Below are 26946 nucleotides of genomic sequence, written 5' to 3' on the forward strand. Positions count from 1 at the left end.
ACAGCACGGCGGCCCTTGTCTAAAAGCGTACCGCCGGAAGATTGGGCTATTTGCGGCCCGACCCGGGCATACTTCCGATTGGATGAACATGAGCGGCGTCAACGAGATCAGGTCGAAATTCTTGGATTTCTTTGCGGAGAACGGCCACGAGATCGTGCCGTCGTCGCCGCTCGTGCCGCGCAACGACCCGACCCTGATGTTCACCAATGCCGGCATGGTGCAGTTCAAGAACGTCTTCACCGGCGTCGAGAAGCGGCCCTACCAGCGCGCCACCACCTCGCAGAAATGCGTGCGCGCCGGCGGCAAGCACAACGACCTCGACAATGTCGGCTACACCGCGCGGCATCTCACCTTCTTCGAGATGCTCGGCAATTTCTCATTCGGCGATTACTTCAAGGAGCGCGCGATCGAGCTTGCGTGGAAGCTGATCACAAAGGAGTTCGGGCTCAAGAAGGACAAGCTGCTCGTCACCGTCTACCACGACGACGATGAGGCGGCGGGCCACTGGAAGAAGATCGCCGGCTTTTCGGACGACCGCATCATCCGCATCGCGACCTCGGACAATTTCTGGGCGATGGGCGACACGGGGCCCTGTGGGCCGTGCTCGGAAATCTTCATCGACCGCGGCGAGCACATCTGGGGTGGGCCTCCGGGCAGCCCGGAAGAGGACGGCGATCGCTTCCTCGAATTCTGGAACCTCGTCTTCATGCAGTTCGAGCAGGTGACGAAGGAGGAGCGCCAGCCGCTGCCGCGCCCCTCGATCGACACCGGCTTGGGGCTGGAGCGCATGGCCTGCATCCTGCAGGGCGTTGAGAGCGTCTTCGAAACCGATCTTTTCCGTAACCTGATCGACGCGACTGCTTCGGCGCTAGGGACCGGACCGAAGGAACAGACCGCTGCGTCGTTCCGGGTCATTGCGGACCATCTGCGCTCCTCGGCCTTCCTGATTTCGGACGGCGTGCTGCCGTCGAACGAAGGCCGCGGCTATGTGCTGCGCCGGATCATGCGCCGCGCGATGCGCCACGCGCAGCTCCTCGGTGCGCATGAGCCATTGATGCATCGCCTGGTCTGGGCGCTGGTCCGCGAGATGGGGCAGGCCTATCCGGACCTGGTGCGCGCGGAGAAGCTGATCGAGGAGACGCTGCGGCTGGAAGAGACCCGCTTCCGCAAGACTCTCGCGAGGGGCCTCGCCATTCTCGACGAGAAGAGCGCCGGCCTGAAAAAGGGCGACATGTTCGACGGCGATACCGCGTTCACGCTGTACGACACCTACGGCTTCCCGCTCGATCTCACCCAGGACGCGCTGAAGTCGCGCGGCATCAGCGTTGATCAGGCTTCGTTCACCGATGCGATGGAAAAGCAGAAAGCCAAGGCGCGCGCGTCGTGGTCAGGCTCGGGCGATACCGCCAGCGAGAACGTCTGGTTTCCGCTACGTGAAAAGCTCGGTGCCACCGAATTCCTCGGCTACGACACCGAGAGCGCCGAAGGCGTGGTCACCGCGCTGGTGAAGGACGGCAAGGACGCCGACAGCCTGAACACTGGCGAGAGCGGCGCAATCGTGCTGAACCAGACGCCGTTCTACGCGGAGTCCGGCGGCCAGGTCGGCGATACCGGCCTGTTGACCGGCGAGGGCGTCAAGTTCCGCGTTACCGACATGCAGAAGAAGGCCGGCGATCTTTTCGTGCATATCGGCACGGTGGAGCAGGGTACGCTGAAGGTGGGTACAGCGCTGCAGCTCGAAGTCGACCATGGCAGGCGCTCCTCGATCCGCGCGCATCACTCGGCGACGCATTTGTTGCACGAGGCGCTGCGCCAGGTGCTCGGCGATCACATTGCCCAGCGCGGCTCGCTGGTGGCGCCGGATCGGCTCCGCTTCGACTTCGTGCATCCGAAGCCGATCACGGCGGAAGAACTCGCCTGCGTCGAGGACATCGCCAACGAAGTCGTGCTCGAAAACGACGAGGTGACAACGCGGCTGATGGCGGTCGATGATGCCCGCGAAGCTGGCGCGCGCGCCCTGTTCGGTGAAAAATACGGCGACGAGGTCCGTGTCGTCTCGATGGGCAAGGGCCCGCGCGAACAGGGGCAGAACGCACTCGGCTGGTCGGTCGAACTGTGCGGCGGCACCCATGTGCGCCGCACCGGCGATATCGGGCTGATTACCGTGACCGGCGAAAGCGCGGTGGCCTCCGGCGTGCGGCGCATCGAGGCGCTGACCGGGCGTCATGCGCGCAAGCATGCCAACGATACAATGGCGATTGCCAAGACCGCGGCATCGGAACTCCGCACGACAGTCCACGACATGCCGGCGCGTATCGCGGCCTTGATGGAAGAGCGCAAGAAGCTCGAGCGTGACGTTTCGGACGCGCGCAAGAAGCTGGCGATGGGCGGTGGCGCCACCAATGGCGGCGCGGCGGCCGGCGGCGTGCGCGAAGCGGGCGGCGTCAAGCTCCTGGCCCGCGCGGTTGAGGGCGTCGAGACCAAGGACCTCAAGAGCCTGGTCGACGACGGCAAGAAGCAGATCGGCTCCGGCGTCGTCGCGATCGTCGGCGTTACCGAGGATGGCAAGGCGGGTCTCGTCGTCGGCGTCACGAGCGATCTCACCTCGCGCTTCAACGCGGTCGAACTGGTGCGCAAGGGTTCCGAGGCGCTCGGCGGCAAGGGCGGCGGCGGGCGGCCTGACATGGCGCAGGCTGGCGGGCCTGATGGCGCCAAGGCGAATGCGGCGCTCTCGGCGATCGAAGAGGCGATGGCCGGCGCCTGAAGCGCAGGCAAGCTCGGGCGTGGACTCATAGACCTCTTGATCGCTAGCGCTGTCGCTGCGATTGCAATGGCTGATGGACCAACTTTGCCGAGCAGGATGTGATCCTGGCGCTATCCATCGCCCCTACAAGTGGGAGCGGCAGAAGGGCTGACGCCACCTTCATTCGTCACGCTGCAGCCTAATTCGTGGTGATGCTGCAGAGAATCCACGTTGATCGAACTCTCGATGGTGCCGCGAACCTTGCGGGCATCATTTGGTAGCGGCATTCCGGTGGACAACCCGATCGCTGGACTTACGCGACAGCCGACTTTTGGCGTTCAGGCGAGAGGTGCCAGGATGATCTGGTGGATGGTGAAGCGATCTCTATTTGCGTCAATCGTCTTTGGCGCTTCCGTCTGCGTGGCCTCAGCGCAGGACGCCAAGGTTTCAGTCGAAATGATTGGCGTCGGGAGCATGAGTTGCGCGCACTGGCGGTCCGCGGAAGAGCACCGGCTGGAGGGGACGGTCTGGATCCACGGTTTCTGGACGGGACTTAATTATGTTGCCGCGGCGAGTGGCCAAACACAGCCGAAGATCAGTGTGTCGTCGATCGTGGCGGAAGTCGAAAAGACATGCGCTCGGAAAGCATCCCAGACTTTAGCCAGCGCCGTATGGACGACGTATCTCGGGGCCAAGAGGTAGGGACGCCGCGATCTGCCGGTCTCAGCCAGGGCCATCTCCCAATCGATCGAACCATGGTCCTGCGCCAGTTCTGATGCCGCTGTTCTCCTGCGCTCAGACGATCCCGCTGCGCGGTATGCAGTGCCGCTTTCGCCATCCTGACTCTGTTGCGGGAACTTAGAGGGTGCGACCTGATGCGGCCGCGGCTCAGGATGGTGTGGTGCACCGTTCTATTGCTGGATCTGTTGCTGGCAATTCGGCCCCGGGGCGAGCATAGTTGCGACGTCACAATTCCGGATAGGTTCGTCGGCGTCGATGATGCGGACTCTCCCGGTCAACGCCGGTGATCTGCGGTTCGGACAACCGGAGTCCTGCCATGTCTGTTACGGCTTCCAGCGAAACACACCTCCAACACACCTTCAATCCTGCTGAGATGGGCGCCATCGCTCATCTCTACCGGGGCGAAGTCTACCGTTCGACGATCTGGAGAACGCGGCTCGACAACACGACCAACTGGGCGATCGTCACGATGGGCATCGCTCTGTCGACGACCTTTTCGAGCCCGGAGGCTTCCCCCCTGCCACTCCTGCTCGTAGGCCTGCTCATTGCCGTGTTTCTCGGCATGGAGGCACGACGTTATCGTTACTTCAATGTCTGGCGCGCCCGAGCTCGATGGATGGAAATGAATTTCTACGCGCCAATATTCACCGGTGAAGCCCGCGACGATAGCTGGCAGATGATTCTCGGGCGCGACTACACGGCGCCCCGCCACCACATTTCGTTTGTCCGCGCGGCGGGGCGGCGGCTGCGTCGCAACTACGTCTGGATTCTCGCCGTCCAGGTGATTGCCTATTACGGCAAGATAGCGATCCATCCGACGCCTGCGTCGACCTTGTCGGAATTTGCCGATCGCGCCGCTGTCGGGCCGATCCCCGGCTGGATCGTTCTGATGGCAGGCCTTGCCTACAATTTCGGGTGGCTGGCGTTCGCGCTCGGCACGATGTGGTTCGACCAACGCCAGCACGGGGCCGCGGGCGACAAGGTGGCGATGGGTTAGCGGCAGCGCGAGGTGCCGTTGCTGATGAGCGTGGATAGACGGTCACAACCTGCGGAGCGACGCTTGCCAGGCCGTTCCTGCTCGCCGGTGAGGAGATCGAACGAAGCGGCTACGTCCGCTCATGGTTGATGGTGTTGCAAAAGCCTTTTTGTCGCACCCATCACAAATTTCCCGGCGTGCAGCGGCGGCGATCGAATATTGATTGAGGGGGGCACTTCATTCTGAGAGAAATCCGTCGCTGCTCCAGGAACCGTTGGGCCGGTGGGGCGTTATAGAAGCAATCCCCCAAAAGGAGTTTTCTCATGCGCCAAGAACGCACGCAGGGCGCGCCTGTGGCTGCGCGGGCGACGACCAGCAGGGCGCCGACCGACCTTCCGACAAGTGGTTATGCACTTGTCGTGGACGGCCAAGCGAAGCGAGAGTTCAAAACCCAGGACTCTGCCAATCAAGCAGCGAAAGACTTGAAGAGGCGTTTTCCCAACCTTCAGGTCAGAGTTTATGATGCGGAAAGAAATCGGCTTGAGCAGATCGATCTCGCGCCGGCCTAGTTTCGAACTGGCGCTAGCAATCGAAAATCGTTCTGACCCGAAGCGGAAGTCGCGCTCATAGGCGAAAGTAAGCTCGAAATAAACAGTCTCTGAACTGCTCGTTCGACCGGCGTTCACGTCAACCCTTTTAGAGTCTCCATCCAGGAACTGAAAGCTAGTACCCGTAGACGGAGTTCCCAGCCCTGGAACCGACTCTACGCCGCTCAGTTATCCAATGGAGGAGACATCATGAAGAAGTTTCTTGTTTCGGCGGCAGCCGCAGCAATCATGACCGGCGCTGCCTACGCTCAGACGGAATTTTATGTAGTGCAAGACACCTCCACGAAGAAATGCACCATCGTGGACAAGAAGCCGACCACGACCACCACTGTGGTTGTTGGCGACGGCAAGGTGTTCAAGACGCGCACCGCAGCTGAAACCGGGATGAAGACCATCAAGGTCTGCGCGCACTAAGGTTGGCGATGGCGAGAAGCAATAACGCCAGCTCCGTCCGTTCCCATCGACAAGAGAGAGGCCGCCGAAGCGGCCTCTCTATTCACGGGCACATAGCAACTGGAGGACCAGGAAATGTTGAAAGCAATGCGCAACTATGCGTTCGGCGCCGCAGCGGCAGCTGCTCTTTTTGTAATTCCGATCTCGGCCTTTTCCCAATCCATTGAAGTTGGACCGGGAGGCGTCCGAGTGTACGACGGTCGAGGGGGACAATGCGAGCAATTGCGGCGTGCCTGCGAAAACAAGGACGCGCTGGGGGAGCGGGGCGAAGGAAATTGCCGCAGATACCGTGAGACTTGCCAAAGGCCAGTTCGGAGGGATGTGTGCGGCGAATTGAGACAAGCCTGCCTCAACAAGGACGAGTTGGGCGAACGAGGCGAAGGAAACTGCCGCAGGTATCGCGAGACTTGTAGAGGCCGCTTCTAAAGGTCGCTAATTCCTGGTGTTGCAGAGCGGGCCGGTATCGCCCGGCACCGCTCCGCGCACCGGTCATCCCCAGGGCCGCCTTGGTTGGCGGCCTCGTTCATATCAGGACAAGCCTGCCGGGATGGTGAAGCATTTTCCGAGTGTCCAACTCAGAAAATGTACTCGGTCGCGAGTCGCAATGGAAAGCAAGCGCCAACGACGATCGAACAGGCGATGGCGAGCGCGTAGGGGATCAGTCGGGTCGCGCTCGATGAGCGCGATCCGCGCTGGTCTCGGCTACTGCTCGTCGAGGAACGGCGCAACGACTTCCCGCGTCTCCTTGCTCGGCACCACCGGGACAATCTCGAACGTCATGCCGAGATCGCGGTTGTTGGCCAGCACCCATTCCTGCAGCAGCCGCAAATCGTCGCATTCCATGAGCTGGAAGCAGCGGTCGAAATTCGGCTCGATCCAGCTCCCGACATATCTCAGTCCATCCGGGAATTTGATCCCGGGATCGCGGACGCGCCGGTAGACCGGGATTGGGTCCTGGTTCTTGAAGCGCTCGATCACCATGAACAGCATCGGCAACTCCGGATGGGGCGCGACGTCAGCCCTTGCGCAGGAACACGTAGTCCGCGGAGTAGGGCGCGTTGCGATAGCTGCCGGGCTTTTCGCACTCGCCCTCGAGTTTGCCGCCCGCCGTGTTGATCCGCTGCACCGTCGTGACGCCGGAGAGGATGCCGGTGCCGCGCCCGAAGGTCACGGTCAGTTTCAGCCAGGGAATATCGTTCGGCGTAGCACCGGGCGCGTTGCCGACCGCCTTGCCGACGACGGCGCTAGAGTCGATGTGTTCCCAGTTCGGCCCTGCATAGTGCCGGCCGACGGTCTTGCCGTCGAGCAGCAGGGTTGCGGTCGGCTCGCGGAATGCCCAGGCCAGTTTGCCGTCGCTGGCAGCCTTGCACTCGTAGACCTGCGCGCCTTCAGCGTGAAGGGTGAGCACGATCGCTTCGCCGGGCGCGGCGATGGCGTCGGGAAGCGGCGTCTGGGCGGAGGCGCTCAAAACTGACGCCGACGACAGAAGCAGAGCGAGTGCGGTATTCCGGACAATCGGCATCATGAATCCATGGTGTGGGCCCCGAAGGACCAACACCATTATCAGCCAATTATGCCATCGGCTTGGCGAGGTTGTCCGAAACCTTGCCGAGGAAGCCAGCGCTGGTCGGCGCCGACCAGGAGCGCCGAGCTCCTTGGTCATGTAGCCTTCCTCGACGGCAGCGTCGTATCAGCCCTTGCGCAGGAACACGTAATCGGCCGAGTAGGGGACGCTTTCATAGGCGCCTGCCTTGTAGCAGGCGCCATTGAGCTTTCCACCCGACGTGTTGATCCGTTGCACTGTCGTCACCGGACTGAGAACACCGCTGCCGCGCCGGGAAGCCACTCCGAGCTTCAGCCAGGGAATGTCCATCGCGACCTGCCCTGGGGCGGTGCCGACGACCTGGCCGACCACCGCGCTGCCGTCGCTGTACTCCCAGTTCGGTCCGGCATAGTGCCGGCCGACCGTCTTTCCGTCCAGGAAAAGCGTCGCGATCGGCTCGCGAAACACCCAGGCGAGTGCGCCGTCGGCGCCGGTCTTGCACTCGTAGACCTGCGCGCCTTCGGCATGCAGCGTGAGCATCACGGTTTCACCCGGTGCTGCGATGGCCTCGGGAAGCGATTTCTGGGCGGATGCGCTGACGAGCGACCCGGTGAGAAAGATGGCAGTGAGTACGGCGTTCTTAGGGAACGACACGGTATTGCTCCGTCGTTGGTTTTTTTATCACTGCGAGCCAACGGCCGCGCGAATGCGCGACCGACGACAGGCTCCGAGCAATCCATCGTACCCCAAGCTGAGGCATGGATTGTTCGTCGCTCTGCCCCTCGCGATGATGTGGAGGGACTTGCGATAAGGCGGCTTACGCCGCCATCGCCTTGGCAAGGTTATCCGAGACCTTGTCGAGGAAGCCGGTCGTGGACAGCCAGCGCTGGTCGGCGCCGACCAAAAGCGCGAGGTCCTTGGTCATGTAGCCTTCCTCAACGGTCGCGACGCAGACCTTTTCCAGCGTCTCGGCGAATTTTGCGAGCTGCGGGTTGTTGTCGAGCTTGGCGCGGTGTGACAGGCCGCGGGTCCAGGCGAAGATCGACGCGATCGAATTGGTCGAGGTCTCCTTGCCCTTCTGGTGCTCGCGGTAGTGCCGGGTCACCGTGCCGTGGGCGGCTTCGGCTTCCACCGTCTTGCCGTCGGGCGTCAGCAGCACCGAGGTCATCAGGCCGAGCGAGCCGTAGCCTTGCGCCACCGTATCCGACTGCACGTCGCCGTCGTAGTTCTTGCAGGCCCAGACGTAGCCGCCGGACCATTTCAGCGCGGAAGCGACCATGTCGTCGATCAGGCGGTGTTCGTAAGTGAGCCGCTTGGCCTCGAATTCCTTCTTGAATTCGCGGTCGTAGATGTCCTGGAAGATGTCCTTGAAGCGGCCGTCATAGACCTTGAGAATCGTGTTCTTGGTCGAGAGGTAGACCGGGTAGCCGCGCAAGAGGCCGTAGTTCAGCGAGGCGCGGGCGAAGTCGATGATGGAATCATCGAGGTTGTACATGCCCATCGCGACGCCGGCGTCGGGGGACTTGAACACTTCCCTCTCGATCACGGTGCCGTCTGCGCCGACGAACTTCATCGACAGGGTGCCTGCGCCAGGGAACTTGAAGTCGGTGGCGCGGTACTGGTCGCCATAGGCATGGCGGCCGATGATGATCGGCTTGGTCCAGCCGGGGACCAGGCGCGGCACGTTCTTGCAGATGATCGGCTCGCGGAAGATCACGCCGCCGAGGATGTTGCGGATGGTGCCGTTCGGCGACTTCCACATTTCCTTCAGGCCGAATTCCTTCACCCGGGCCTCGTCGGGGGTGATGGTGGCGCATTTGACGCCGACGCCGACCTTCTTGATGGCGTTGGCGGCGTCGATCGTGACCTGGTCGTTGGTCTGGTCGCGGTACTCCATTCCGAGGTCAAAATACAAAAGCTCGACATCGAGGAAGGGGGTGATCAGCTTGTCCTTGATGTACTGCCAGATGATCCGGGTCATCTCGTCGCCATCGAGTTCGACGACGGGGTTGGTCACCTTGATTTTTGCCATGATGGAGGGGGCCTTTTCTCGGAAAACCGCGCATTTGGGCGGGGTGGAGTGATTATAGGCGGCCTATAGCACTGCAAACCGGCCGGCGAAAGCCAAGCCGTTATGCACTTTCTGCCCATCCTTTAGATTATATTGCTGCCTGGGTCGCCGTCCCCGCGACCACGTACCAGGTCACGAACAGGCCGCAGATCAGGGCGCCGGGCAGGCTGGAGCCGGTCCGCCGCCAGGTGAAGGTCGCGATCACGGCACAGATCGCCAGCAGCGGCACGAACTGGATGGCGACGATGGTCGAGAGCGGCACGAAGCCGGGGTCGGGCAGCGGGTTGAACAGTTTTCCGGTGAGCCAGAGAATGGCGTATTGCCCGCCCACGAGCACGATGAAGCCCAGCGTCAGCGCCAGGATATTGGTTAAATAAAGCGCCCCGCGGGGCGCGGCCATGGTCGAGAAATTGCGGTGCAGGACATGCAGCGCGATCACGAAAAACGCCGTGAACGGCACGAGATAGATCAGGAAGATCAAAAACTGCTTCGCGCTCATCAGCTTCAGCGCGACGATCCAGAACCGGAAGTCGATCTTGAAGGCGAGGTCGGCAAGCAACAGCGCCGCATAGCCGATCGCAACTGACGCGATCGCGATCACAACCGACTGCAGGACGATGCCGCTCCGGCTGGCGCGCTTGGGCGCGAACCGCATCAGGGCCAACGTGATCAGGCCGTTGATGACGGCCCAGACCAGGATCTGGTTGGTGATGCCCTGCGGCAGGAAGGCGGAGGGTGTTAGGAACGTGCCGCCCAGTGCAAACGCCGGATAATAAGTCAGCGCGGGGATGAAGGCGGACAGGATGAAGGCCGCAGTCCAGCGCCGGCCGCTCGCTGCGGTGTGCTCGGGCATGGTGCCGTCGGCAATCTCCGGCAGCCGCAGCCGGGAATACATCGGCGCTTCCAGCAGCGCATCGAAGGCGCCGATCAAAAGCGCCACAAAACCGAGCAGCGCGATCAGCGTGCCGATCTCCTTAGCGAGCCATATCTGGTCGTCAACCGGGCGGGACGTGCCGCCCTGCAGGGTCTTTGCGAACCAGTCGAGGCTGTGGCCGATGGCCTCGTGGGAGATGTGCTCGGCCGGGTGGGTGATGGCTGGGGTGTAGAGCACCCGCGCCGTGCCTTGCGCGATGTCGCCATAGACCTTGCCGGGTTCCACAGGCCCTTGCGTGCCGAACAGCGCCCACAGCTTCGGGCTCTGGGTGACGTCGCGGGCCTTGTCGACGCCCCACATCAGGGTCGAGAACTCTTCATATTGGGCGAACACCAGCGCCACGTTTCGCGGCCAGCTTGGAGTCCCTTCGGCGGCGAACGGCTTGCCGGTCGACGAGCCCTCCAGCACCATCGACTTGTAATCATTGGGCGCGGCGGTGGCCGCCGCCAGCACGGTCCAGCCGCCCATCGAGTGCCCCTCGAGCCCGATATTGTTCTTGTCGACGATTTCGAGGCTGCGCAGATAGGCGAGGCCATCGGGCCCGCCGAACCCGTTGGCGAAAGCGGGCGGGTCGCTATAGCCATGGCCGGTCTGATCGAGCGCGAGGACCACATAGCCGCGGCGGGCGAACTCGATGGCGAAGCCGTCCTGGGTTTCGCGCGAATTGATGTAGCCGTGGACCGCGAGGATGCCGGGGGCCGGAATCTGCGGCGTGGCGTTCGCTGGGATGTAGAGCAGGGCGCTCATGGTGTTGCCCTTGGCGCCCTTGAAGCGGATGTCCTGGATCCGGATGCCGCCAGCGGTCTGCGTGAAATGGGCGAGCAGGCCGCCCGCCAGGATCAGAACCACGCCCAGTATCGCCAACGACCACCTGCCGCGCATGGACGCCTCCCCTTGATTCCCCCTCACCGTTGAACCGGATTTCGGGCTGTTTGCAGCTTCGCTTTGTTTGTGATTGTTAGCCTATCCGAAAGTCTAACGCGCGCAAGCGGCGGGGCGGGAATCAAGCTTCCTTGAGGCTTTGATCGAGCGTTCGGAGAGGTTACTAAGCCGCGCAGCAGGCTTCTCGAATTCCGCCATCCAAAAACGCGCGGCCGTTCAAACTCTTCAGAGGTTGAATCAACTTCAGAAGTTGAATCAGAAAGTGAAGTAACGAATGTCCGGTTCGGGCACCGATAAAACCAAGTCTGGTTGGGACTTAGCCGGACCTGTTGTGATCCTCGTCGAGCCGCAGCTCGGCGAGAATATCGGCATGGCCGCGCGCGCGATGGGCAATTTCGCGCTTTCCCGTCTAAGAATCGTCAATCCGCGCGACGGTTGGCCGAACATCGCCGCGCAGCGGGCGGCGGCCGGCGCCGACCAGATTCTGGAACAGGCCCAGTTGTTCGACACCGTCGAGCAGGCGGTCGCCGACCTGACACTGCTGTTCGCCACCACCGCCCGGGCCCACGACCAGGCCAAGCCGGTGGTCGCACCCGGGGAAGCGGCGGCCGAGATCGTGGCGCATGTCGGCAGCGGCGGCGGGGCTGGCATCATGTTCGGCCGCGAGCGCTACGGCCTGCAGAACGAGGAAGTGGCGCTCGCCAACCGGATCATCACCTTTCCGGTCAATCCGGGTTTTGCCTCGCTCAATCTGGCGCAGGCGGTGCTGCTGATCGGCTATGAGTGGTTCAAGCTGTCGACGGGCGGCGCCTTGCCGTTCGCGATGCCCGAACGCTCCGAGCCGGCCTCGCAGCACCAGATGCAAGCCTTCTTCGACAATCTGGTCCGGGAACTCGACAAGGTCGAATTCCTCCGCCCGCGCGAGAAGCGCGAGACCATGCTGGTGAACCTGCGCAACATCTTTACCCGCATGAACCCGACCAAGCAGGACATGCACACTTTGCACGGCGTGGTGATGGCGATCGCGGAAGGCCGCAAGGGGCCGGCCAAGGGCGGCGTGCTCGACGGCGAACAGGCGACGCGGCTGCGCGCTTTGCTGGCCGAGCACGGGCAGGGGCCGGCGGTGCCGGGCGACAGTTCTACCGTGCGCGGGCTGGCCCGGCTGCTGCGGCGGAACCCGACCGACGCCGAGCGGGTCCTGTGGCAGGCGCTGACCCGCGACCGGCGCTTCGCCGGCCAGTTCAAGCGCCAGACTCCGGTGGGGCGCCACATTCCGGATTTCGTCTCCTTCGTGCACCGGCTCGCGATCGAGCTGGTCAATCCGAACGAGTCGGAGGCCATCGTCGCCGACCGCGCCGGCCGCAAGACGTGGCTGGAAGCACGCGACTACCGTGTGATCGAGATGAAGGTCGCCGAAGTCGAGCGCGATCTGGTCGCGGAACTCGCTCGGCTCGAGGCGAAGCTGCGCGAGCGCAGCTAGGCGGGCCTATCGGGCAAGCCGGCCGACGCTCCCTGTCCCCGGGCGCGCAAACGGGATAAGCTTACCCCTGCAGTTCAATCGAATACGCAAACGGAGGTGTGCGATGGCTACATCTGACTGGCGTCTCGAAGGCGAATGGATCAAGAACTGCAATTGCGCATTTGGCTGCCCGTGCGATTTCAATGCCCTGCCGACCCAGGGTTATTGCAAGGGCACGGTCGGCATGCGGATCACCAAGGGACATTTCGAGAAGACCAAACTCGACGGCCTGGTTTTCGCGGCAACCGTTCATTTTCCCGGTGCGCTGCATGAGGGCAATGGCCAGCTGCAACCGATCATCGACGAGCGCGCCACACCGGAACAACGCGAAGCACTTTTCAATATCATGTCGGGTCAGAACTCTGCCGAAGGCACGCTATTCCAGATTCTCAGCCTGATCGTGACCAAGATGCATGAACCGTTGTTCGTACCGATCGAATTCGAATTCGACAAGGACGGGCGCGTAGCGCGTATGGTGGCGACGGGCGTGCTGGAGACCGAGGTCGAGCCGATCAAGAATCCGGTGACAGGAGAGCCTCACCGCATTCAGGTCGTGATGCCCGAGGGCTTCGAGCACAGGGCGGCCGAGGTTGCTTCGGCCAACATCCGCTCGAGCGGCGCCATCAAGTTCGACACCAAGGGCACGCATAGTTCGCTCGCCAATGTCGTTCAGACGCCGCAGGGCGTTGCGGCCTAGCGCTGCGCCCTAATCTCTACACGCCCAGTCGGGGGTGGGGTTTATGATGGCGACCTCGGCGCTCGAACAGACCCTGCGGCACGATCGCCTGATCGTGGCCATCGGAATAGCCGTCGTCGTTGCGTTCTCCTGGGGCTATCTGCTTGCCGGCGCCGGCATCGACATGAGCATGGCCGACATGCCGATGGACCCTGAGCCGTGGTCGCCGGCCCAGGCATGGCTCATGTTCGCGATGTGGTGGGTGATGATGATCGCGATGATGGTGCCCAGCGCCGCGCCCACCATCCTGCTGTTCGCAGCCATCAAGCGCCGGCAGGCGACCGCGGACAGTCCCGTGATTTCAAGCTGGCTGTTTCTCGCCGGCTATCTCGTGATATGGGCAGGCTTTAGTCTCGTCGCTGTCTCGGTGCAGTGGGCACTTGAACAGTCTGGATTGCTGTCCGGCATGATGGCGAGCACCAGCAATTTGCTCGCCGGGATCATCCTGCTTGCGGCCGGGCTCTACCAGTTCACCCCGATCAAGCGCGCCTGTCTGCGCTACTGCCAGAGCCCGGTGTTCTTCCTGAGCCGACACTGGCAACCGGGCGCCATCGGGGCGCTGCGCATGGGCTTCCGCCACGGCGGCTATTGCGTCGGCTGCTGCTGGTTCCTGATGGCGCTGCTCTTCGTGGTCGGCGTCATGAACCTGGCCTGGGTCGCGGCGGTCGCGATCTATGTCGGGTTGGAGAAGCTGCAGGCGCGTAGCCCATGGCTCAGCCGCGCCGTAGGCGTCGGCCTGATCGTAGTGGGCGGAGCGGTGCTTGCGCGAGGCCTGATCGTCACGGCTGCCGCGTCGCTGTAGCTTGCCTCAGACGGCGACGAGTTCCGCAGGACTACCGGCCCGCTTCGGCTTCTTCACCTTCGACGGCCCGAACAGATTGCCTGCAGCAAGGCCGGCCGTGTCGGCGACGCCGGGATCGCGCGAGACCATGGCGGCGACGATGGCGCCGTCGATCAACAATGCGAGTTGATGGGCAAGCATTTGCGGCTCGGCGGCGCCCATTTCAGCGGCGAGCTTTTCGATATGCGCCAGCACCACCTTCTTGTGCCGTAGCGCGATGTTGCGGAACTGCTTGGCGTCCTTGTCGTGTTCGGCGACCGCGTTGATGAAAGGGCAGCCGTAGAAACGTTCCTCGGCGAACCAGCGCTTCAGCGCAGGAAAGATCCGCGTCAGCTTCGCCTGCGCGTCGCCGCCGCCATCCTCCATCGCGCCGATGAACCATTCGCGCCACGCCTTGCCTTCGCTCTCCAGCACGGCGTTGACTAGGTTGGTCTTCGATCCGAACAATTTGTAGAGCGTGGTCTTGGCGGTGCCGGCCTCGTCGATGATGGCATCGATCCCGGTGGCGTTGATGCCGTTCTTGCAGAACAGATGCGTCGCCGCGCTAAGCAGGCGCCCGCGCGCGGATTCCTCATCGCCTGCGGCGCGTGCCGCGACAGCTTTCCTCTTTGAAACCGATTTGCCCATGCGCCGCAGTTAATCGGAGCGCCGCGCAATCATCAAGTCGCATCTTTGCGCCGAAATTAATCGCAGGCACGCGGCAATTGCTTCGCGCCTGTGCAGCGCGGCGCTGACCAATTTCCGGGCAGCGATCGCTAAGCGGCGGGAGAGCTTCGCCTTTTGGTTTTGGCCTGCTCTGGCACGCTTAATGCAGGAAACAGAACGTTCGGTATCCTACCCTAGGGAGAGAAATGATGACCGCGGTCGCTCAAAAAACGGTGCTTACAGGCTGCCTGGCGCCGATCGACAAAAATGGGCTCGAGCAGCTCATCGCCAACGGCAAGGCCAATCCGAAGGTCATCAAGACCTTGAAGTGCAAGACGGTGGCGGAAGGCAAGTTCCGCCATGCCAACTACATCCGCAACCTCGCGCCTTACATCGTCGACGAGCCGCCGGGCCTGCTCGGCGACGACACCGCGCCCAACCCGTCGGAGGCGTCATTGGCCGCGCTCGGGTCGTGCCTTGCGGTGGGCCTGCACGCCAACGCCGTTCACCGCGGCTGGATCGTCAACAAGCTCGAACTCGAGCTCGAGGGCGATCTCAACATCACGGCGGTGTGGGGCACCGGCGATGTCAGCGAGAAGCCGGTCGGCTTCACCGACGTGCGGGTCAAGGTCGACATGGAATGCGAGGGCATTCCGAAGGCCGAGATCGACGCGCTGGTGGCCCACGTCAAGCAGTGGTCGCCGGTCGCCAACACCTTTACCCGCCCGGTCAATCTCGAAGTCAGCGCGTAGGCGGCCACGGCAGGCCAATGGGGTGTGGAGGGTTTGATGGGTTCACTGGCGGTATCCCGGCTCGCGATTGACGCAACTCTGCCATCGGCGTCGATCGCCGATCAGGTAGCAGTGATTGCGCGCAAAGAACTCGCACCCCAGGCGCTGGCGATCGACGAAGGCACGCTCTACCCCGATGCGTTGCTCCGGCGGCTTGGCGAAGCCGGCGCCTGGGGCAGCCACCAACCGGTGAATGGCGCGGCCGATCTGCGCTGCGCCATTCAATCGATCGCAGCGCTCGGCGAAGTCTGCGGCGCCACCGCCTTCATGGCGTGGTGCCAGAACACGCTGGTCTGGTACGCCTCGAATTCGGGCAATCCAAAACTCGTCGCCAAATTCGCCGATAAGTTCGCCAGCGGCGAAATTCTCGGCGGCACCGGGCTGTCCAACCCGATGAAGAGTTTTTTCGGCATCGAGAAGTTGAAACTCAGAGGACGCAAGGTCGAGGGCGGTTACGTCGTGCGCGGCGCGCTGCCCTGGGTGTCAAATTTGGGCGCCGAGCATTTCTTCGGCACGATCTTCGAGCGCGAGGACGGGCCCGGCGGCACCGCAAACGGCGGGCCGGGCATCGTGATGTTCCTTGCCGATTGCTCCAATCCCGCGATCACGTTGCAGCCGTGCAAGCCGTTCCTCGCGATGGACGGCACCGGCACCTATGGCGTGCAGTTCCGTGATGTCTTCGTGCCGGACGAGTTGATTCTGGCCGAGCCGGCAGGACCCTTTGTCAAAAAAATCCGCGCCGGCTTTATCCTGCTGCAGGCCGGCATGGCGCTCGGTCTCATCAAGGACTGCATCCAGATCATGGACGAGGTCGAGGCGCCGCTCGGTCACGTCAATCGCTATCTGCCGCAGCAGCCGCTGCAGTTCCGCGAACTCCATGCCGAGTTCGAGAAGGAGACCATGGCGCTGGCGCGCGATCCCTACAATTCCGACGACAGCTATTGGCGGCGCGTGGTGGCGCTGCGGCTGCGCGCCGGTGACGCAAGCGTCGCGGCCGCGCATGCCGCGATGCTCCATTGCGGCGCGCGCGGCTACCTGAAGAGCCACCGCGCCCAGCGCCGGCTTCGCGAGGCCTATTTTGTTGCCGTCGTCACCCCCGCCACCAAGCAGCTTCGCAAGATGCTGGCCGGCGACGAGCACTAAAGGGATTTCCGACCGACCCAACCAGCAACCACACAACAGGAGAGGCCTGCCATGACGGACGTTCTGATTACTGCCGGCGAACTCGCGGAATTCCTCAAGAAAGAGCCGTGTGTCATCATCGACACCCGCAATCCCGAAGCCTACGGCGCGGGGCATCTCCCCGGCGCCGTCAATGTCCATGAAATCTTCACCTATCTGGCGACCTCGACGCCGGAAGGCATGCAGGAGCTGAAGACGAAATTCGCCGACGCGTTCGGCGCTGCCGGGCTTTCGGGCAAAGAAACCGCGGTCATCTACGAACAGTCGATGAATTCCGGCTTCGGCCAGTCCTGCCGCGGCTATTACCTGCTGACCATGCTCGGCTATCCCAAGATCAAGGTGCTGCACGGCGGTTACGACGCCTGGGCGGCGGCGGGGCTGCCGGTCACCACGGACGTGCCGTCGCCGGTGAAGGCATCGTTCACGGTCGTGCCGGAGGCCGGCGATATCCTGATCGACGCCAAGACCATGCTCGCCGCCGTCGGCAAGCCCGGCATCGCGCTGCTCGACGTGCGCGATATCGACGAGTGGATCGGCGAAAGCTCGTCGCCGTACGGGAAGGATTTCTGCCCGCGCAAGGGACGCATCCCCGGCGCGGTCTGGCTCGAATGGTACCGGATGATGAAGCCGACCGCGGAAGGGCCGCGCTTCAAGTCGAAGAACGAAATTTTGGCGGAATGCGCCACCGTCGGCATCACAGAGAATACGCCGGTCTATCTCTACTGCTTCAAGGGCGCACGCGCCTCGAACACGTTCCTCGCACTGAAGAACGCCGGCGTGAAGGATGTCCGGATGTATTTCGGCTCCTGGAACGAATGGTCGCGCGACCCCGCGCTGCCGATCGAGGAGGGGCTGCCGACGGAGGCCAAGCTCACCACCAAGGCGGCCTAACGGCGCGTCCGGTGTTGCAGTCTTATTCCATGGAATTGGACGGCAACAAGGCGGCCGGCGATTCCTGAAGTGATGGCGCGAACCAATGGAACCGCGCCATCGCGCCACTCTGGCGTTCCTGATCTCCGCTGCGTATAATCGCGACGCAGTCAGGTGGTCGCGCGGATGTCGATGTTCTCACGCAGATTTGGTCTTGCAATGGTCGCAGCGATGCTGTGCCTGGGCGCGCCAGCGGCCCACGCGCAGGCCTCGCCGGTAAACTACTGGATTCCGGGCTGGCCGATGGGATTCAGCGGTGCTGCGGGTGAGAGCCCTGACGCGTACGGCACCTTTCCGAGCTTCGACTTCCGCGATGTCGGAAACGGCTCGTCCTATGCGCGCTACAATTTTTCGAACGGCTTTTTTGTCGGCAGCCAGCGCAGCGGCATGGGCTTCGGCAGCCTCAGCCAGAGTGCGTTCGGCAGCTTCGGCTCGCTCTATAGCGAAGGCGTGCAGTTCGGCTACAGCCTGAAGAATAGCGGCTTGCCCGTCACCTTCTATGCCGGGTTCGACACGCTGAAATACAATACCGGCATCGGTGGCAACGCGTTCGCGCCGTTCGACTCCAAGTCGGGCACGCTGCCCGTCAGCAGCGCGTATGCCGGCGTCGAATTCCAGCCGACGTCCAATCTCAGCCTGTCGCTCGGGGTCGGCGTCGTCCAGCAGACGGGGCGGATCGACAGCGAGATCAATTCGCTGCCCGGCGCTTCGTCGTTCTCGGTGGGCGGCCGCCGCTACTAGGGCGCGGACTCGTCATCAAGTCGGGTTCGCTTTGTTCTCGGAAGGCGATTATCGAGCCAGCATTGATGCATGTCGCCTTGCCAGCAGGACACGTCACCTGCTTGGCTTAATATAGAAATCGTTGCGGTACCGGGATCGCTTCCGTCTGGAATGGGCACACAGGCACTATTTGAAGCTTGCGTGGGTCGCGTCTTCCCTATTGCGGGGATCGACAACGGATTTTTGGAGCTGCACGTAGGCGAGATCGTCGGCGAAGAGAGCTACATGCACTCTATTTGGATTGAAGCAAGCTGCGTTCTTGTGCGCCGCTAACGCGATTGAATGGATCAGTGCCACAGCTGCGCCTCAGGTAAGCTGCCGAGTTGGTGAAATATTGGAAGGGAGCGCGGATTCTAATGACGAAGCGAACACGGCTGGCGACGATAGTGATGGGCCGAAGCATGAGAGGCGACGCTTCGACGGAGGAGGACCCCAAAGTCACGTTCGAGCTTGAGGCCGAAACTGGCGAGATTTTTGAGGTAAGTTTTTCTCTTCGTGGAATCTTGAGCACCGTTGTGATGGCTCACGGCTGGACCCCTTTGAAAGAGGAACTTGCTCAACTGGAGCCGCCGACCAAAGTCTAGATGCAACGTCCACTATGGGTTCACAAGCCGCCGATCACGGTCAAGCCTGGTGGCTTCCGCTTTGCCTTGGGAAGCCGACGTTGACGAGCACACGCCCTAATTAGCCGGTCAAGCCGCGCGCATTTGCAATCCCCAGCGCCTTGATGCGCGAGGCCAGCGTGGTCGGCTTGATGTCGAGCATTTCCGCAGCACCCCCGGGCCCGAACACCTTGCCGGAGCAGGCCGCAAGCGCGGCGAGAATATTGGCGCGCTCGTGCGCGCGCATTTCGGATGCCGTCATAACAACGGGGTGGGCATCGGCCTTCACGCGCGCCGAGCCGGGGGCGGGTTGAGCGCCGGATGAATCAGGCAGGTCGATGCGCAGCCGGCCGTTCTGCGCCAGGATCGCCGCGCGCTCGATGACGTTCTGCAGTTCGCGGACATTGCCCGGCCAGTCGTAGCGCGAGAGCCTGCGCGCATCTCCCTCCGACAATCGCAGATCGGATTTCAGCGCCTTGCTCTCGCTGTTGAGGAAGTGCTGCGCCAAGAGCGGGATGTCCTCGCGCCGCTCGCGCAGCGGCACTGACTCCACCGGAAACACGTTGAGGCGGAAATAAAGATCCTCGCGAAACCGGCCGCGCTGCACCTCCTGCTTGAGGTCGCGGTTGGTGGCGGCGATCAGGCGGACGTCGACCGCGCGGGTGCGCTCTTCGCCGACGCGTTCGAAATTGCCCTCCTGCAGCACGCGCAACAGCTTGCCTTGAAGCTCCAGCGGAATTTCACCGACCTCGTCGAGAAACAGCGTGCCGCCGTCGGCGAGCTCAAACCGCCCGATGCGATCGCGCATCGCGCCGGTGAAGGCGCCGCGGACGTGGCCGAAGAACTCGCTCTCGAACAGTTCGCGCGGGATCGCCGCGCAATTGACCCGGATCAGCGGCCGGTCGCGGCGGCTGCTTGCCTCATGGATCGCGCGCGCGATCAGTTCCTTGCCGGTGCCGGATTCGCCCGTGATCATCACGGCCGCCGAGGTCGGCGCCACCAGCTTGACCTGGCGCAGCGTCTTCTGGATCGCCTCGCTCTGGCCGATGATGCCGCGCGGATTGGTCTCGATGCGGATTTCTTCCTGCAGGTAAGCGTTTTCCAGCTCCAACCGCTCGCGCAGGCGATCGACTTCGGCGAGTGCCGCATGCAGCTTTTCGTCGGCCTCGCGGCGCTGGCTGACATCGCGGAACACGATGACCGCGCCAACGACGACGCCGCGGTCGCGGATCGGCGTCGAGGTGTATTCGACCCAGACCGGCGTGCCGTCCTTGCGCCAGAACACCTCGCCCTCGACCTGATGCACGGCGCCGTCCCGAAACGCCGCGTAGATCGGGCAGTCGTGATCGGGATAGTGCCGCCCGTCATGATGGGTGTGATGAACGATCGGGTGGATTTCCTTGCCGACCAGTTCTTCCGCCGCCCAGCCCAGCATGCGCTCGGCCGCCGGATTGACGAAGGTGGTCTTGCCCTCGGCGTTGACGCCGTAAATGCCTTCGCCGGCGGCGCGCAGGATCAACTGGTTTTCGCGCTCGATGTCCTGGAACACGCGCTCGACCCGTTGCCAGGTCGCGATCCCGCCGCGCATGTGGTCCTCGGCCGCCGCATCGACATAGCGGCGGCGGCGCGCGTCGAGATCGCTCATGGTGAGCAGCACCAGCGCGCGGCCGTCACCCGGCACAAGCGAGCCGGCATATTCGAGCCTGAGCGTTTGCCCCGTCGCGTGACGCGGCGTCAGTGCGTTGGTCCAGTACGCGCCCTTGTCGAGGACGGCCTGGGTGAACACGATCAACGAGGGGAGTTGGCCTGCATGCAGCGTGCTGACTTTGGTCTGCCGCAGCAGCGCGCGGTCGTAGCCGAGCAGGGCGCAGGCGGCCGGATTGGCGTCGAGGATCAGGTCGGCATGGGGATCGAGCAGCAGCGCCGGCTCGACTGCGAACTCGAACGCGGCGGTGTGAAGGCTGGCGTCCTGTGGCACGGCCGTGGAACCCAAGGCCAGATCCATTTGATCGACTCCGAAAATTCGTAATCCAGCTACGATATTTCGTTTATCACGAATTTTCGTAATCGCCAATGAAGCCGCAAATCCCTGCGACATCAACGCAATTGCCGAAGAAGAGGGCTGGCATGTGCCTTGCTTAATTAGGGGGCAACGCCCGTGCAGGAGGTCTCATGTCTACCTTCGACAATCCATTCGATCCCGATCGCCGTCTTCGTGCCGGTGGCTGTTCTTGCGGCCAGCATGTCAGCGAAGCCGAACATGAACATGCGGCCTCGGCGCTGCGCTGCGAGCCCGCACCGAGCGAGGACAAGCGCTACGAGGGCGTCGTAGCCTCCGCCGTGATGCGGGCGATGTTTCCCAGGGATGCCGCACGGCGCGCGTTCCTGAAATCGGTCGGCGCCTCGACCGCGCTGGCCGCGATCTCGCAATTCTTTCCGCTTCAGACCGCGACCGAGGTTTTCGCGCAAGGCGGGGCGCCCGAGAAGAAGGACCTCAAGGTCGGCTTCATTCCGATCACCTGCGCAACGCCGATCATCATGGCGGCCCCGCTCGGCTTCTATTCCAAGCACGGCCTCAACGTCGAAGTGGTGAAGACCGCCGGCTGGGCGGTGATCCGCGACAAGACCATCAACAAGGAATACGACGCAGCCCACATGCTGGCGCCGATGCCGATCGCGATCTCGCTGGGGCTGGGCGCCAATGCGATCCCGTTCACGGTGCCGGCGATCGAGAACATCAACGGGCAGGGCATCACGCTCGCCATGAAGCACAAGGACAAGCGCGATCCGAAGGACTGGAAGGGCATGAAGTTCGCCATTCCGTTCGACTATTCGATGCACAATTATCTGCTGCGCTATTATCTGGCCGAACACGGCCTCGATCCCGATACCGACGTGCAATTGCGCTCGGTGCCGCCGCCGGAAATGGTCGCCAACCTCCGCGCCGACAACATCGACGGCTTCCTCGCGCCGGACAACATCTGCCAGCGTGCGATCTATGACGGCGTCGGCTTCATGCACATCCTGTCCAAGGAGATCTGGGACGGCCATCCCTGCTGCAGCTTTGCCGCCAGCAAGGAATTCATCACCAGCTCGCCGAACAGCTTTGCAGCGCTGACGCGGGCGATCGTGGACGCGACCGCCTATGCGTCGAAAGCCGAGAACCGCAAGCAGATCGCGGAAGCGATCGCTCCCGCGAACTATATCAACGCACCGGTCACCGTGCTGGAGCAGGTGCTGACCGGCACCTATGCGGACGGATTGGGCGGCGTCAAAACCGACGCCAAGCGTGTCGACTTCGATCCGTTCCCCTGGCAGTCCTTTGCGGTGTGGATGCTGACCCAGATGAAGCGCTGGGGCCAGATCAAGGGCGATGTCGATTACAAGGCGGTGGCGGAACAGGTTTATCTCGCGACCGACACCGGCAAGGTCATGAAGGAGATGGGACTGACACCGCCGACAACGTCGTACAAATCGTTCGCGGTGATGGGCAAGACGTTCGATCCGGCGAAGCCGGATGATTATCTCGCCAGCTTCAAGATCAGGAAGGCGTCGTGAGGGATCCTGGCCTTGCCTCTTTCTTACCTCGCCCCGCTTGCGGGGAGAGGTCGCCGCGCTTTTGCGCGGCGGGTGAGGGGGTACAGGTCCATCAACTAGCATTCGCCTCGCGGAGAGAGCCCCTCACCCCGACCCTCTTCCCGCGCGCGGGGAGAGGGAGATGACCTTCTCACTTCGTTTCCGCGCGGCCGTGGTCTCGATCGTGCTGTTCGCCGCATTCCTCGGCATCTGGCATCTCGCCACGCGCTCGACGGCTGCGACCACCACCATGACGCCGGAATACGCCAAGCTGATGGGGCTGACGGCGACTCAGGGCAAGTCGGCGATGCCGGGTCCGCTCGATGTCGGCGCGAAATTGTGGGAGCATCTCAAGCAGCCGTTTTACGACAAGGGGCCGAACGACAAGGGCCTCGGCATCCAGCTCGGCTATTCCATCGGCCGCGTCGGTCTCGGCTATCTGCTCGCGGTGCTCGTTGCCATTCCGCTCGGCTTCCTGATCGGCATGTCGCCCTTGATCAGCAAGGCACTCGATCCGTTCATCCAGGTGCTGAAGCCGATCTCGCCGCTCGCCTGGATGCCGCTTGCGCTCTACACCATCAAGGATTCCTCGATCTCGGCGATTTTTGTCATTTTCATCTGCTCGGTGTGGCCGATGCTGCTCAACACCTCGTTCGGCGTCGCCGCGGTGCGCAAGGAATGGATCAACGTCGCCCGCACGCTGGAGGTCGGCACCATCAGGCGCGCCTTCACGGTGATCCTGCCGGCGGCCGCACCGACGATTCTCACCGGCATGCGGATTTCGATCGGCATCGCCTGGCTCGTCATCGTCGCGGCCGAGATGCTGGTCGGCGGCACCGGCATTGGCTACTTCGTCTGGAACGAGTGGAACAACCTCTCGATCACCAACGTCATCATCGCGATCCTCCTGATCGGGATCGTCGGCATGCTGCTCGACCAGATTCTGGCGCGCTTCACGCGCATGGTCACGTTCCCGGAATAGCTGTGATGACCGACAAATTCATTTCCATTGAAGGCATCGCGCGGCGTTATCCCGGCGCGGATGGGGCCGCGACCACGGTGTTCGACGATCTGTGGCTGTCGATGGGGCGGGGCGAATTCGGCTGTGTGATCGGCCATTCCGGCTGCGGCAAGACCACCGTGCTGAATATTCTCGCTGGGCTCGACGAGCCGAGCGAGGGCGCCGTCATCGTCGACGGACAGGCCATTGAAGGCACGAGCCTCGACCGTGCCGTGATCTTCCAGAGCCACGCGCTGCTGCCGTGGCGCACCGTGCTCGGCAACGTCACCTATGCCGTGACCTCGAAATGGCGCAAATGGGATCGCGCCAAGGTGAAGGCGCATGCGCAGAAGTTCATCGATCTGGTCGGGCTTACCGGCTCCGAGCACAAGCGTCCGTCGGAACTCTCCGGCGGCATGAAGCAGCGCGTCGGCATTGCGCGCGCGCTCTCGATCACGCCCAAGATCATGCTGATGGACGAGCCGTTCTCGGCACTCGATGCGCTGACGCGCGGCACGCTGCAGGACGAGGTGCGCCGCATCTGTCTCGAAACCGGACAGACCGCCTTCATGATCACCCATGACGTCGATGAAGCGATCTATCTCGCCGACAAGATTTTCCTGATGACCAACGGCCCCGGCGCCGTGCTAGCCGAGATCGTGGAAAATCCGCTGCCGAAGGATCGCGGCCGCATCGATCTGCACCGCCATCCCTACTACTACGCGCTGCGCAACCACATCGTCGATTTCCTGGTCAGCCGCAGCAAGACATTTGCGGCTGATGTGACCAATCACGATCCGCGCAACGTGCCGGTGGTGCGGCCGGGGTTGGGCGAACCTACCATCGTGTCAGCGCCGAACCTGGTCGAGACCAGTTCAGCGCAAACGATCGCGCGCTAGATTTCAAAGGAGAGACAAATATGAAACGCGAAGACCTCACCGAAAAGCTGCTCGACATCAAGCGCGAGAAGGGCTGGAGCTGGAAACATATCTGCGAAAAGATCGGCGGCTATTCGGAGGTGCTGATAACAGGCGCCATTCTCGGCCAGATGAAACTGACAAAGCCGCAGGCCGCCAATGCCGGCGAGCTGTTCGGGCTTTCCAAATCCGAAATCGCCATGCTCAACGAAGTTCCGATGCGCGGCACCGGCACGCCGATGCCGCCGACCGATCCCTTGATCTATCGTTTCTATGAAATGGTGATGGTCAACGGTCCGGCGTGGAAGGCGCTGATCGAGGAAGAATTCGGCGACGGCATCATGTCGGCGATCGATTTCGACATGGCGATCGACCGTGTCGCCAACCCCAAGGGCGACCGCGTCAAGATCACCATGTCCGGAAAATTCCTGCCGTACAAATATTACGGCGCCAGCGGCAACGTGCCGGAGTACGGGTTTAAGGAAGAGTGACGTCTCTCTCCACCGTCATTGCGAGGAGCGTAGCGACGAAGCAATCCATGCCTCCGCGTGTGGAGAGATGGATTGCTTCGCTGCGCTCGCAATGACGTTGCTAGAGACGCGTCACCCGAACGCAGCCCTGATTTCCCCGATCGGCGCCATCTCGCGCACATAGGTGAACGCGCCGCGCTCCTTCATCTCGCGGGCGCATTTTAAGAACGCTGCAAGCGCGTAGCGCTCCATCGCGCCGCCGACGCTGATGCGCTTGACGCCTGCGGCTGAGAGCTGATCGACCGTCAGCGTGGGGTCGGCAAAGCCCATCACATGGTTGAACGGCTTGCCGACCGATGACACCACGGTGCGGATCGTGCCGATGTCATACAGGCCTGGCGAATACAGGACGTCCGCTCCGGCCGCCTCGAATGCCTGCAGCCGCCTGATGGTGTCGTCGACATCCTTGCGGCCGTGCAGGAAATTCTCCGCACGCGCCGTCAGCGTGAACGGGAAAGGCAGTGCGCGTGCTGCTTCGACGGCCGCCTGCACCCGCTCGACCGCAAGCGAAAAATCGTAGATCGGCTTCTGCGGATCGCCGGTAAAATCTTCGATCGAGCCGCCGACGCAGCCTGCCTCCGCCGCGCGCGCGATCGCTTTCGCCGCGGTCTTCGGATCGTCCGCGCCGCAATTCTCCAAATCGGCGTTGACGGGCAGGCCGGTGGCATCAGCGATCACCCGGCAGTTCTCGATGATGGCATCGAGGCTGACGGTGGTGCTGCCGAGCGTATTGGCAACGCCGAGGCTCGTGGTCGCGAGCGCCTCGAACCCCATCGCGGCGAGCAGTTTTGCCGTGCCGGCGTCCCAGGGATTGGGAATGATGAAGGCGCCCGGGCGCGCATGCAGCGCGCGAAACGCTTCGGCTTTTTCCATCTGGGTTCGCATCGGCAATCTCCGCTTGGTTGGCCGGTTCAGGCTGGCAGCGAAACTAGCGGGCTATCGCCCATCAGCCAAATTTGTTATTTCTCTATGCATCATCAGCTTTTTGCATAGAGGAAGCATGGACAGCGATGCGCTTCTCACGTTCCTGACCGTTCACCGCCGCGGCGGTATTTCGAGCGCGGCGAAGGCGCTGCACCGTTCGCAGCCGGCGATCTCGCGGCGCATTGCATTGCTGGAGCAGGAGCTCGGCGTGCCGCTGTTCGAGCGGATCGCGGGGCGCACGATGCTGAGCGATGCCGGGCGGGTAATGGTGCCTTACGCCGAGCGCGCGGTCGCCGCGGCCCAGGACGCGGAGAATGCGGTTCGCGCGCTGGCGCGGCCGGATTCGGGGCCTGTCGCGCTTGCGGTGGTCGGCACGCTTGCCGGCGGGCGGCTGTCGGCGATCTTAAAGCGCTTCGCGGCCGAGCACCCTGGGGTCGAATTGAGTTTACGCACCGCAACCAGCGCTGAGGTCAGCGACATGATCCGGCGCGGCGAGGCGACCATCGGGCTGCGCTATGACCGCGACCGTTCGCGTGATCTCGACTGCGAATTGCTGTTGTCCGAACGACTGCAGGTGGTGTGTGCTCTGGATCATCCGCGTGCAGGGCGCCGTGTCGCAAAACTTGCAGAGCTGCGCGGCGAACGCTGGATCGCATTCCCTGTCGTGCCGGGACGGCGCGAGATCACGGCCGCACACGTCTTTGCGCTATTTCAGACCCACGGGCTGGGTGAAGTCGACTGGACGCCGGTCGACAGCCTGACCGCGCAGAAGCGCCTGGTCGAAGCAGGCCTCGGCGTGGCGCTGCTGTCGGAGAGCAACGCTGCCGAGGAACTGCGACACGGGACCATCGCTGTGATCGGCGTGCGCGATCTCAAGGCGTGCCACGACATCGTCACCGTAACACGCCGCGGCGGCTTCTTGAGCGCGGCGGCGCGGCGGTTGCTGGAGATCGTTCGTGGGGAATATCGCGGGATGCGGTCTTAGAGATACGTCACGGCATTCTCCGCCGTCATTGCGAGCG

26 protein-coding genes are annotated in these 26946 nt (G+C 62.9%); 18 read left to right on the forward strand and 8 right to left on the reverse strand.

Annotated features, from left to right (window positions below):
* Positions 1–88 precede the first annotated feature (88 nt).
* The 5 genes from alaS to V1286_RS09090 all read left to right on the forward strand — a co-directional run bounded on the left by alaS (position 89) and on the right by V1286_RS09090 (position 5482).
* A complete protein-coding gene (alaS, locus tag V1286_RS09070) occupies positions 89–2764 on the forward strand; it encodes an alanine--tRNA ligase (protein ID WP_334479014.1) in 2676 nt (891 codons plus the stop codon).
* Between the two features lie 210 nt (positions 2765–2974).
* Positions 2975–3445, forward strand: a complete 471-nt coding sequence (locus tag V1286_RS09075) for a hypothetical protein (RefSeq protein WP_334479015.1) — start codon at positions 2975–2977, stop codon at positions 3443–3445.
* A 355-nt stretch (positions 3446–3800) separates the two neighbouring features.
* A complete protein-coding gene (locus V1286_RS09080; RefSeq protein WP_334479017.1) occupies positions 3801–4481 on the forward strand; it encodes a DUF2270 domain-containing protein in 681 nt (226 codons plus the stop codon).
* A gap of 302 nt (positions 4482–4783) precedes the next feature.
* On the forward strand, positions 4784–5029 hold the full coding sequence (locus V1286_RS09085) for a hypothetical protein (RefSeq protein ID WP_334479018.1): 246 nt from the start codon (positions 4784–4786) through the stop codon (positions 5027–5029).
* A 228-nt stretch (positions 5030–5257) separates the two neighbouring features.
* A complete protein-coding gene (locus V1286_RS09090) occupies positions 5258–5482 on the forward strand; it encodes a hypothetical protein (RefSeq protein WP_334479019.1) in 225 nt (74 codons plus the stop codon).
* A 741-nt stretch (positions 5483–6223) separates the two neighbouring features.
* On the opposite strand, the gene V1286_RS09095 is transcribed toward V1286_RS09090, so the two are convergent.
* The 5 genes from V1286_RS09095 to V1286_RS09115 form a co-directional block, all read right to left on the reverse strand.
* On the reverse strand, positions 6224–6511 hold the full coding sequence (locus tag V1286_RS09095) for a DUF3303 domain-containing protein (protein WP_334479020.1): 288 nt from the start codon (positions 6509–6511) through the stop codon (positions 6224–6226).
* Between the two features lie 25 nt (positions 6512–6536).
* A complete protein-coding gene (locus V1286_RS09100) occupies positions 6537–7043 on the reverse strand; it encodes a DUF3455 domain-containing protein (RefSeq protein WP_334479022.1) in 507 nt (168 codons plus the stop codon).
* Between the two features lie 168 nt (positions 7044–7211).
* Positions 7212–7685, reverse strand: coding sequence for a DUF3455 domain-containing protein (locus V1286_RS09105; protein WP_334489591.1), 474 nt, complete (start codon positions 7683–7685; stop codon positions 7212–7214).
* Between the two features lie 196 nt (positions 7686–7881).
* Positions 7882–9096, reverse strand: coding sequence for an NADP-dependent isocitrate dehydrogenase (locus tag V1286_RS09110; protein ID WP_334479024.1), 1215 nt, complete (start codon positions 9094–9096; stop codon positions 7882–7884).
* A 127-nt stretch (positions 9097–9223) separates the two neighbouring features.
* Positions 9224–10951 (reverse strand): alpha/beta hydrolase family protein, encoded by a 1728-nt coding sequence (locus tag V1286_RS09115; RefSeq protein ID WP_334479025.1) that lies wholly within the window; start codon positions 10949–10951, stop codon positions 9224–9226.
* A gap of 274 nt (positions 10952–11225) precedes the next feature.
* On the opposite strand from V1286_RS09115, the gene V1286_RS09120 reads away from it, so the two are divergent.
* From V1286_RS09120 to V1286_RS09130, 3 genes are all read left to right on the forward strand, one after another.
* Positions 11226–12431: a TrmJ/YjtD family RNA methyltransferase gene (locus V1286_RS09120; RefSeq protein WP_334479026.1), complete on the forward strand. Its 1206-nt coding sequence runs from the start codon at positions 11226–11228 to the stop codon at positions 12429–12431.
* A gap of 103 nt (positions 12432–12534) precedes the next feature.
* Positions 12535–13167: a DUF1326 domain-containing protein gene (locus V1286_RS09125; RefSeq protein ID WP_334479028.1), complete on the forward strand. Its 633-nt coding sequence runs from the start codon at positions 12535–12537 to the stop codon at positions 13165–13167.
* A gap of 43 nt (positions 13168–13210) precedes the next feature.
* Complete coding sequence (locus V1286_RS09130) at positions 13211–14008, forward strand: DUF2182 domain-containing protein (protein WP_334479029.1); 798 nt, start codon at positions 13211–13213, stop codon at positions 14006–14008.
* A 6-nt stretch (positions 14009–14014) separates the two neighbouring features.
* On the opposite strand, the gene V1286_RS09135 is transcribed toward V1286_RS09130, so the two are convergent.
* Positions 14015–14674, reverse strand: coding sequence for a TetR/AcrR family transcriptional regulator (locus V1286_RS09135; protein WP_334479031.1), 660 nt, complete (start codon positions 14672–14674; stop codon positions 14015–14017).
* Positions 14675–14901: 227 nt separating this feature from the next.
* On the opposite strand from V1286_RS09135, the gene V1286_RS09140 reads away from it, so the two are divergent.
* From V1286_RS09140 to V1286_RS09160, 5 genes are all read left to right on the forward strand, one after another.
* Positions 14902–15444 (forward strand): OsmC family protein, encoded by a 543-nt coding sequence (locus V1286_RS09140; protein WP_108516901.1) that lies wholly within the window; start codon positions 14902–14904, stop codon positions 15442–15444.
* A gap of 36 nt (positions 15445–15480) precedes the next feature.
* Positions 15481–16626, forward strand: a complete 1146-nt coding sequence (locus V1286_RS09145; RefSeq protein ID WP_334479035.1) for an acyl-CoA dehydrogenase family protein — start codon at positions 15481–15483, stop codon at positions 16624–16626.
* A 51-nt stretch (positions 16627–16677) separates the two neighbouring features.
* Positions 16678–17556 (forward strand): sulfurtransferase, encoded by an 879-nt coding sequence (locus tag V1286_RS09150; RefSeq protein ID WP_334479036.1) that lies wholly within the window; start codon positions 16678–16680, stop codon positions 17554–17556.
* A 165-nt stretch (positions 17557–17721) separates the two neighbouring features.
* The gene (locus V1286_RS09155; RefSeq protein ID WP_334479037.1) at positions 17722–18336 is read left to right on the forward strand and encodes a hypothetical protein; all 615 of its coding nucleotides are present in this window, start codon (positions 17722–17724) and stop codon (positions 18334–18336) included.
* A gap of 395 nt (positions 18337–18731) precedes the next feature.
* Positions 18732–18959 carry a hypothetical protein gene (locus V1286_RS09160; RefSeq protein ID WP_334479039.1) on the forward strand — a complete coding sequence of 76 codons (228 nt, stop codon included), beginning with the start codon at positions 18732–18734 and terminating at the stop codon, positions 18957–18959.
* A gap of 100 nt (positions 18960–19059) precedes the next feature.
* Here the strand turns inward: V1286_RS09160 and V1286_RS09165 are convergent, their stop codons facing one another.
* Positions 19060–20982, reverse strand: coding sequence for a sigma 54-interacting transcriptional regulator (locus V1286_RS09165; RefSeq protein ID WP_334479041.1), 1923 nt, complete (start codon positions 20980–20982; stop codon positions 19060–19062).
* Between the two features lie 167 nt (positions 20983–21149).
* On the opposite strand from V1286_RS09165, the gene V1286_RS09170 reads away from it, so the two are divergent.
* From V1286_RS09170 to cynS, 4 genes are all read left to right on the forward strand, one after another.
* On the forward strand, positions 21150–22535 hold the full coding sequence (locus V1286_RS09170) for a CmpA/NrtA family ABC transporter substrate-binding protein (RefSeq protein ID WP_108516385.1): 1386 nt from the start codon (positions 21150–21152) through the stop codon (positions 22533–22535).
* Between the two features lie 160 nt (positions 22536–22695).
* A complete protein-coding gene (gene ntrB, locus V1286_RS09175; protein ID WP_108516387.1) occupies positions 22696–23535 on the forward strand; it encodes a nitrate ABC transporter permease in 840 nt (279 codons plus the stop codon).
* A 5-nt stretch (positions 23536–23540) separates the two neighbouring features.
* On the forward strand, positions 23541–24452 hold the full coding sequence (locus V1286_RS09180) for an ABC transporter ATP-binding protein (RefSeq protein ID WP_334479045.1): 912 nt from the start codon (positions 23541–23543) through the stop codon (positions 24450–24452).
* Positions 24453–24472: 20 nt separating this feature from the next.
* Complete coding sequence (cynS, locus tag V1286_RS09185; RefSeq protein WP_334479047.1) at positions 24473–24961, forward strand: cyanase; 489 nt, start codon at positions 24473–24475, stop codon at positions 24959–24961.
* Positions 24962–25072: 111 nt separating this feature from the next.
* On the opposite strand, the gene V1286_RS09190 is transcribed toward cynS, so the two are convergent.
* Positions 25073–25885 (reverse strand): isocitrate lyase/PEP mutase family protein, encoded by an 813-nt coding sequence (locus V1286_RS09190; RefSeq protein WP_334479049.1) that lies wholly within the window; start codon positions 25883–25885, stop codon positions 25073–25075.
* Positions 25886–26000: 115 nt separating this feature from the next.
* Between V1286_RS09190 and V1286_RS09195 the strand changes: the two genes are divergently transcribed.
* Entirely contained in the window at positions 26001–26909 is a 909-nt protein-coding gene (locus V1286_RS09195) for a LysR family transcriptional regulator (RefSeq protein WP_334479051.1), read from the forward strand.
* Positions 26910–26946: the final 37 nt, after the last annotated feature.

This window comes from Bradyrhizobium algeriense, assembly GCF_036924595.1.
GTDB lineage: Bacteria > Pseudomonadota > Alphaproteobacteria > Rhizobiales > Xanthobacteraceae > Bradyrhizobium > Bradyrhizobium algeriense.

What these genes read in the sequence shown, in the direction of transcription:
- V1286_RS09140 (WP_108516901.1), top strand. Translation starts at nt 14,902, where the DNA reads ATGACCGCGGTCGCTCAAAAAACGGTGCTTACAGGCTGCCTGGCGCCG.
- V1286_RS09150 (WP_334479036.1), top strand. Translation starts at nt 16,678, where the DNA reads ATGACGGACGTTCTGATTACTGCCGGCGAACTCGCGGAATTCCTCAAG.
- V1286_RS09180 (WP_334479045.1), top strand. Translation starts at nt 23,541, where the DNA reads ATGACCGACAAATTCATTTCCATTGAAGGCATCGCGCGGCGTTATCCC.
- V1286_RS09125 (WP_334479028.1), top strand. Translation starts at nt 12,535, where the DNA reads ATGGCTACATCTGACTGGCGTCTCGAAGGCGAATGGATCAAGAACTGC.
- ntrB (WP_108516387.1), top strand. Translation starts at nt 22,696, where the DNA reads ATGACCTTCTCACTTCGTTTCCGCGCGGCCGTGGTCTCGATCGTGCTG.
- V1286_RS09195 (WP_334479051.1), top strand. Translation starts at nt 26,001, where the DNA reads ATGGACAGCGATGCGCTTCTCACGTTCCTGACCGTTCACCGCCGCGGC.
- V1286_RS09135 (WP_334479031.1), bottom strand. Translation starts at nt 14,674, where the DNA reads ATGGGCAAATCGGTTTCAAAGAGGAAAGCTGTCGCGGCACGCGCCGCA.
- V1286_RS09145 (WP_334479035.1), top strand. Translation starts at nt 15,481, where the DNA reads ATGGGTTCACTGGCGGTATCCCGGCTCGCGATTGACGCAACTCTGCCA.
- V1286_RS09190 (WP_334479049.1), bottom strand. Translation starts at nt 25,885, where the DNA reads ATGCGAACCCAGATGGAAAAAGCCGAAGCGTTTCGCGCGCTGCATGCG.
- alaS (WP_334479014.1), top strand. Translation starts at nt 89, where the DNA reads ATGAGCGGCGTCAACGAGATCAGGTCGAAATTCTTGGATTTCTTTGCG.
- V1286_RS09090 (WP_334479019.1), top strand. Translation starts at nt 5,258, where the DNA reads ATGAAGAAGTTTCTTGTTTCGGCGGCAGCCGCAGCAATCATGACCGGC.
- V1286_RS09170 (WP_108516385.1), top strand. Translation starts at nt 21,150, where the DNA reads ATGTCTACCTTCGACAATCCATTCGATCCCGATCGCCGTCTTCGTGCC.
- V1286_RS09160 (WP_334479039.1), top strand. Translation starts at nt 18,732, where the DNA reads ATGACGAAGCGAACACGGCTGGCGACGATAGTGATGGGCCGAAGCATG.
- V1286_RS09095 (WP_334479020.1), bottom strand. Translation starts at nt 6,511, where the DNA reads ATGCTGTTCATGGTGATCGAGCGCTTCAAGAACCAGGACCCAATCCCG.
- V1286_RS09155 (WP_334479037.1), top strand. Translation starts at nt 17,722, where the DNA reads ATGTCGATGTTCTCACGCAGATTTGGTCTTGCAATGGTCGCAGCGATG.
- V1286_RS09100 (WP_334479022.1), bottom strand. Translation starts at nt 7,043, where the DNA reads ATGCCGATTGTCCGGAATACCGCACTCGCTCTGCTTCTGTCGTCGGCG.
- V1286_RS09120 (WP_334479026.1), top strand. Translation starts at nt 11,226, where the DNA reads ATGTCCGGTTCGGGCACCGATAAAACCAAGTCTGGTTGGGACTTAGCC.
- V1286_RS09130 (WP_334479029.1), top strand. Translation starts at nt 13,211, where the DNA reads ATGATGGCGACCTCGGCGCTCGAACAGACCCTGCGGCACGATCGCCTG.
- V1286_RS09110 (WP_334479024.1), bottom strand. Translation starts at nt 9,096, where the DNA reads ATGGCAAAAATCAAGGTGACCAACCCCGTCGTCGAACTCGATGGCGAC.
- V1286_RS09165 (WP_334479041.1), bottom strand. Translation starts at nt 20,982, where the DNA reads ATGGATCTGGCCTTGGGTTCCACGGCCGTGCCACAGGACGCCAGCCTT.
- V1286_RS09080 (WP_334479017.1), top strand. Translation starts at nt 3,801, where the DNA reads ATGTCTGTTACGGCTTCCAGCGAAACACACCTCCAACACACCTTCAAT.
- V1286_RS09115 (WP_334479025.1), bottom strand. Translation starts at nt 10,951, where the DNA reads ATGCGCGGCAGGTGGTCGTTGGCGATACTGGGCGTGGTTCTGATCCTG.
- cynS (WP_334479047.1), top strand. Translation starts at nt 24,473, where the DNA reads ATGAAACGCGAAGACCTCACCGAAAAGCTGCTCGACATCAAGCGCGAG.
- V1286_RS09085 (WP_334479018.1), top strand. Translation starts at nt 4,784, where the DNA reads ATGCGCCAAGAACGCACGCAGGGCGCGCCTGTGGCTGCGCGGGCGACG.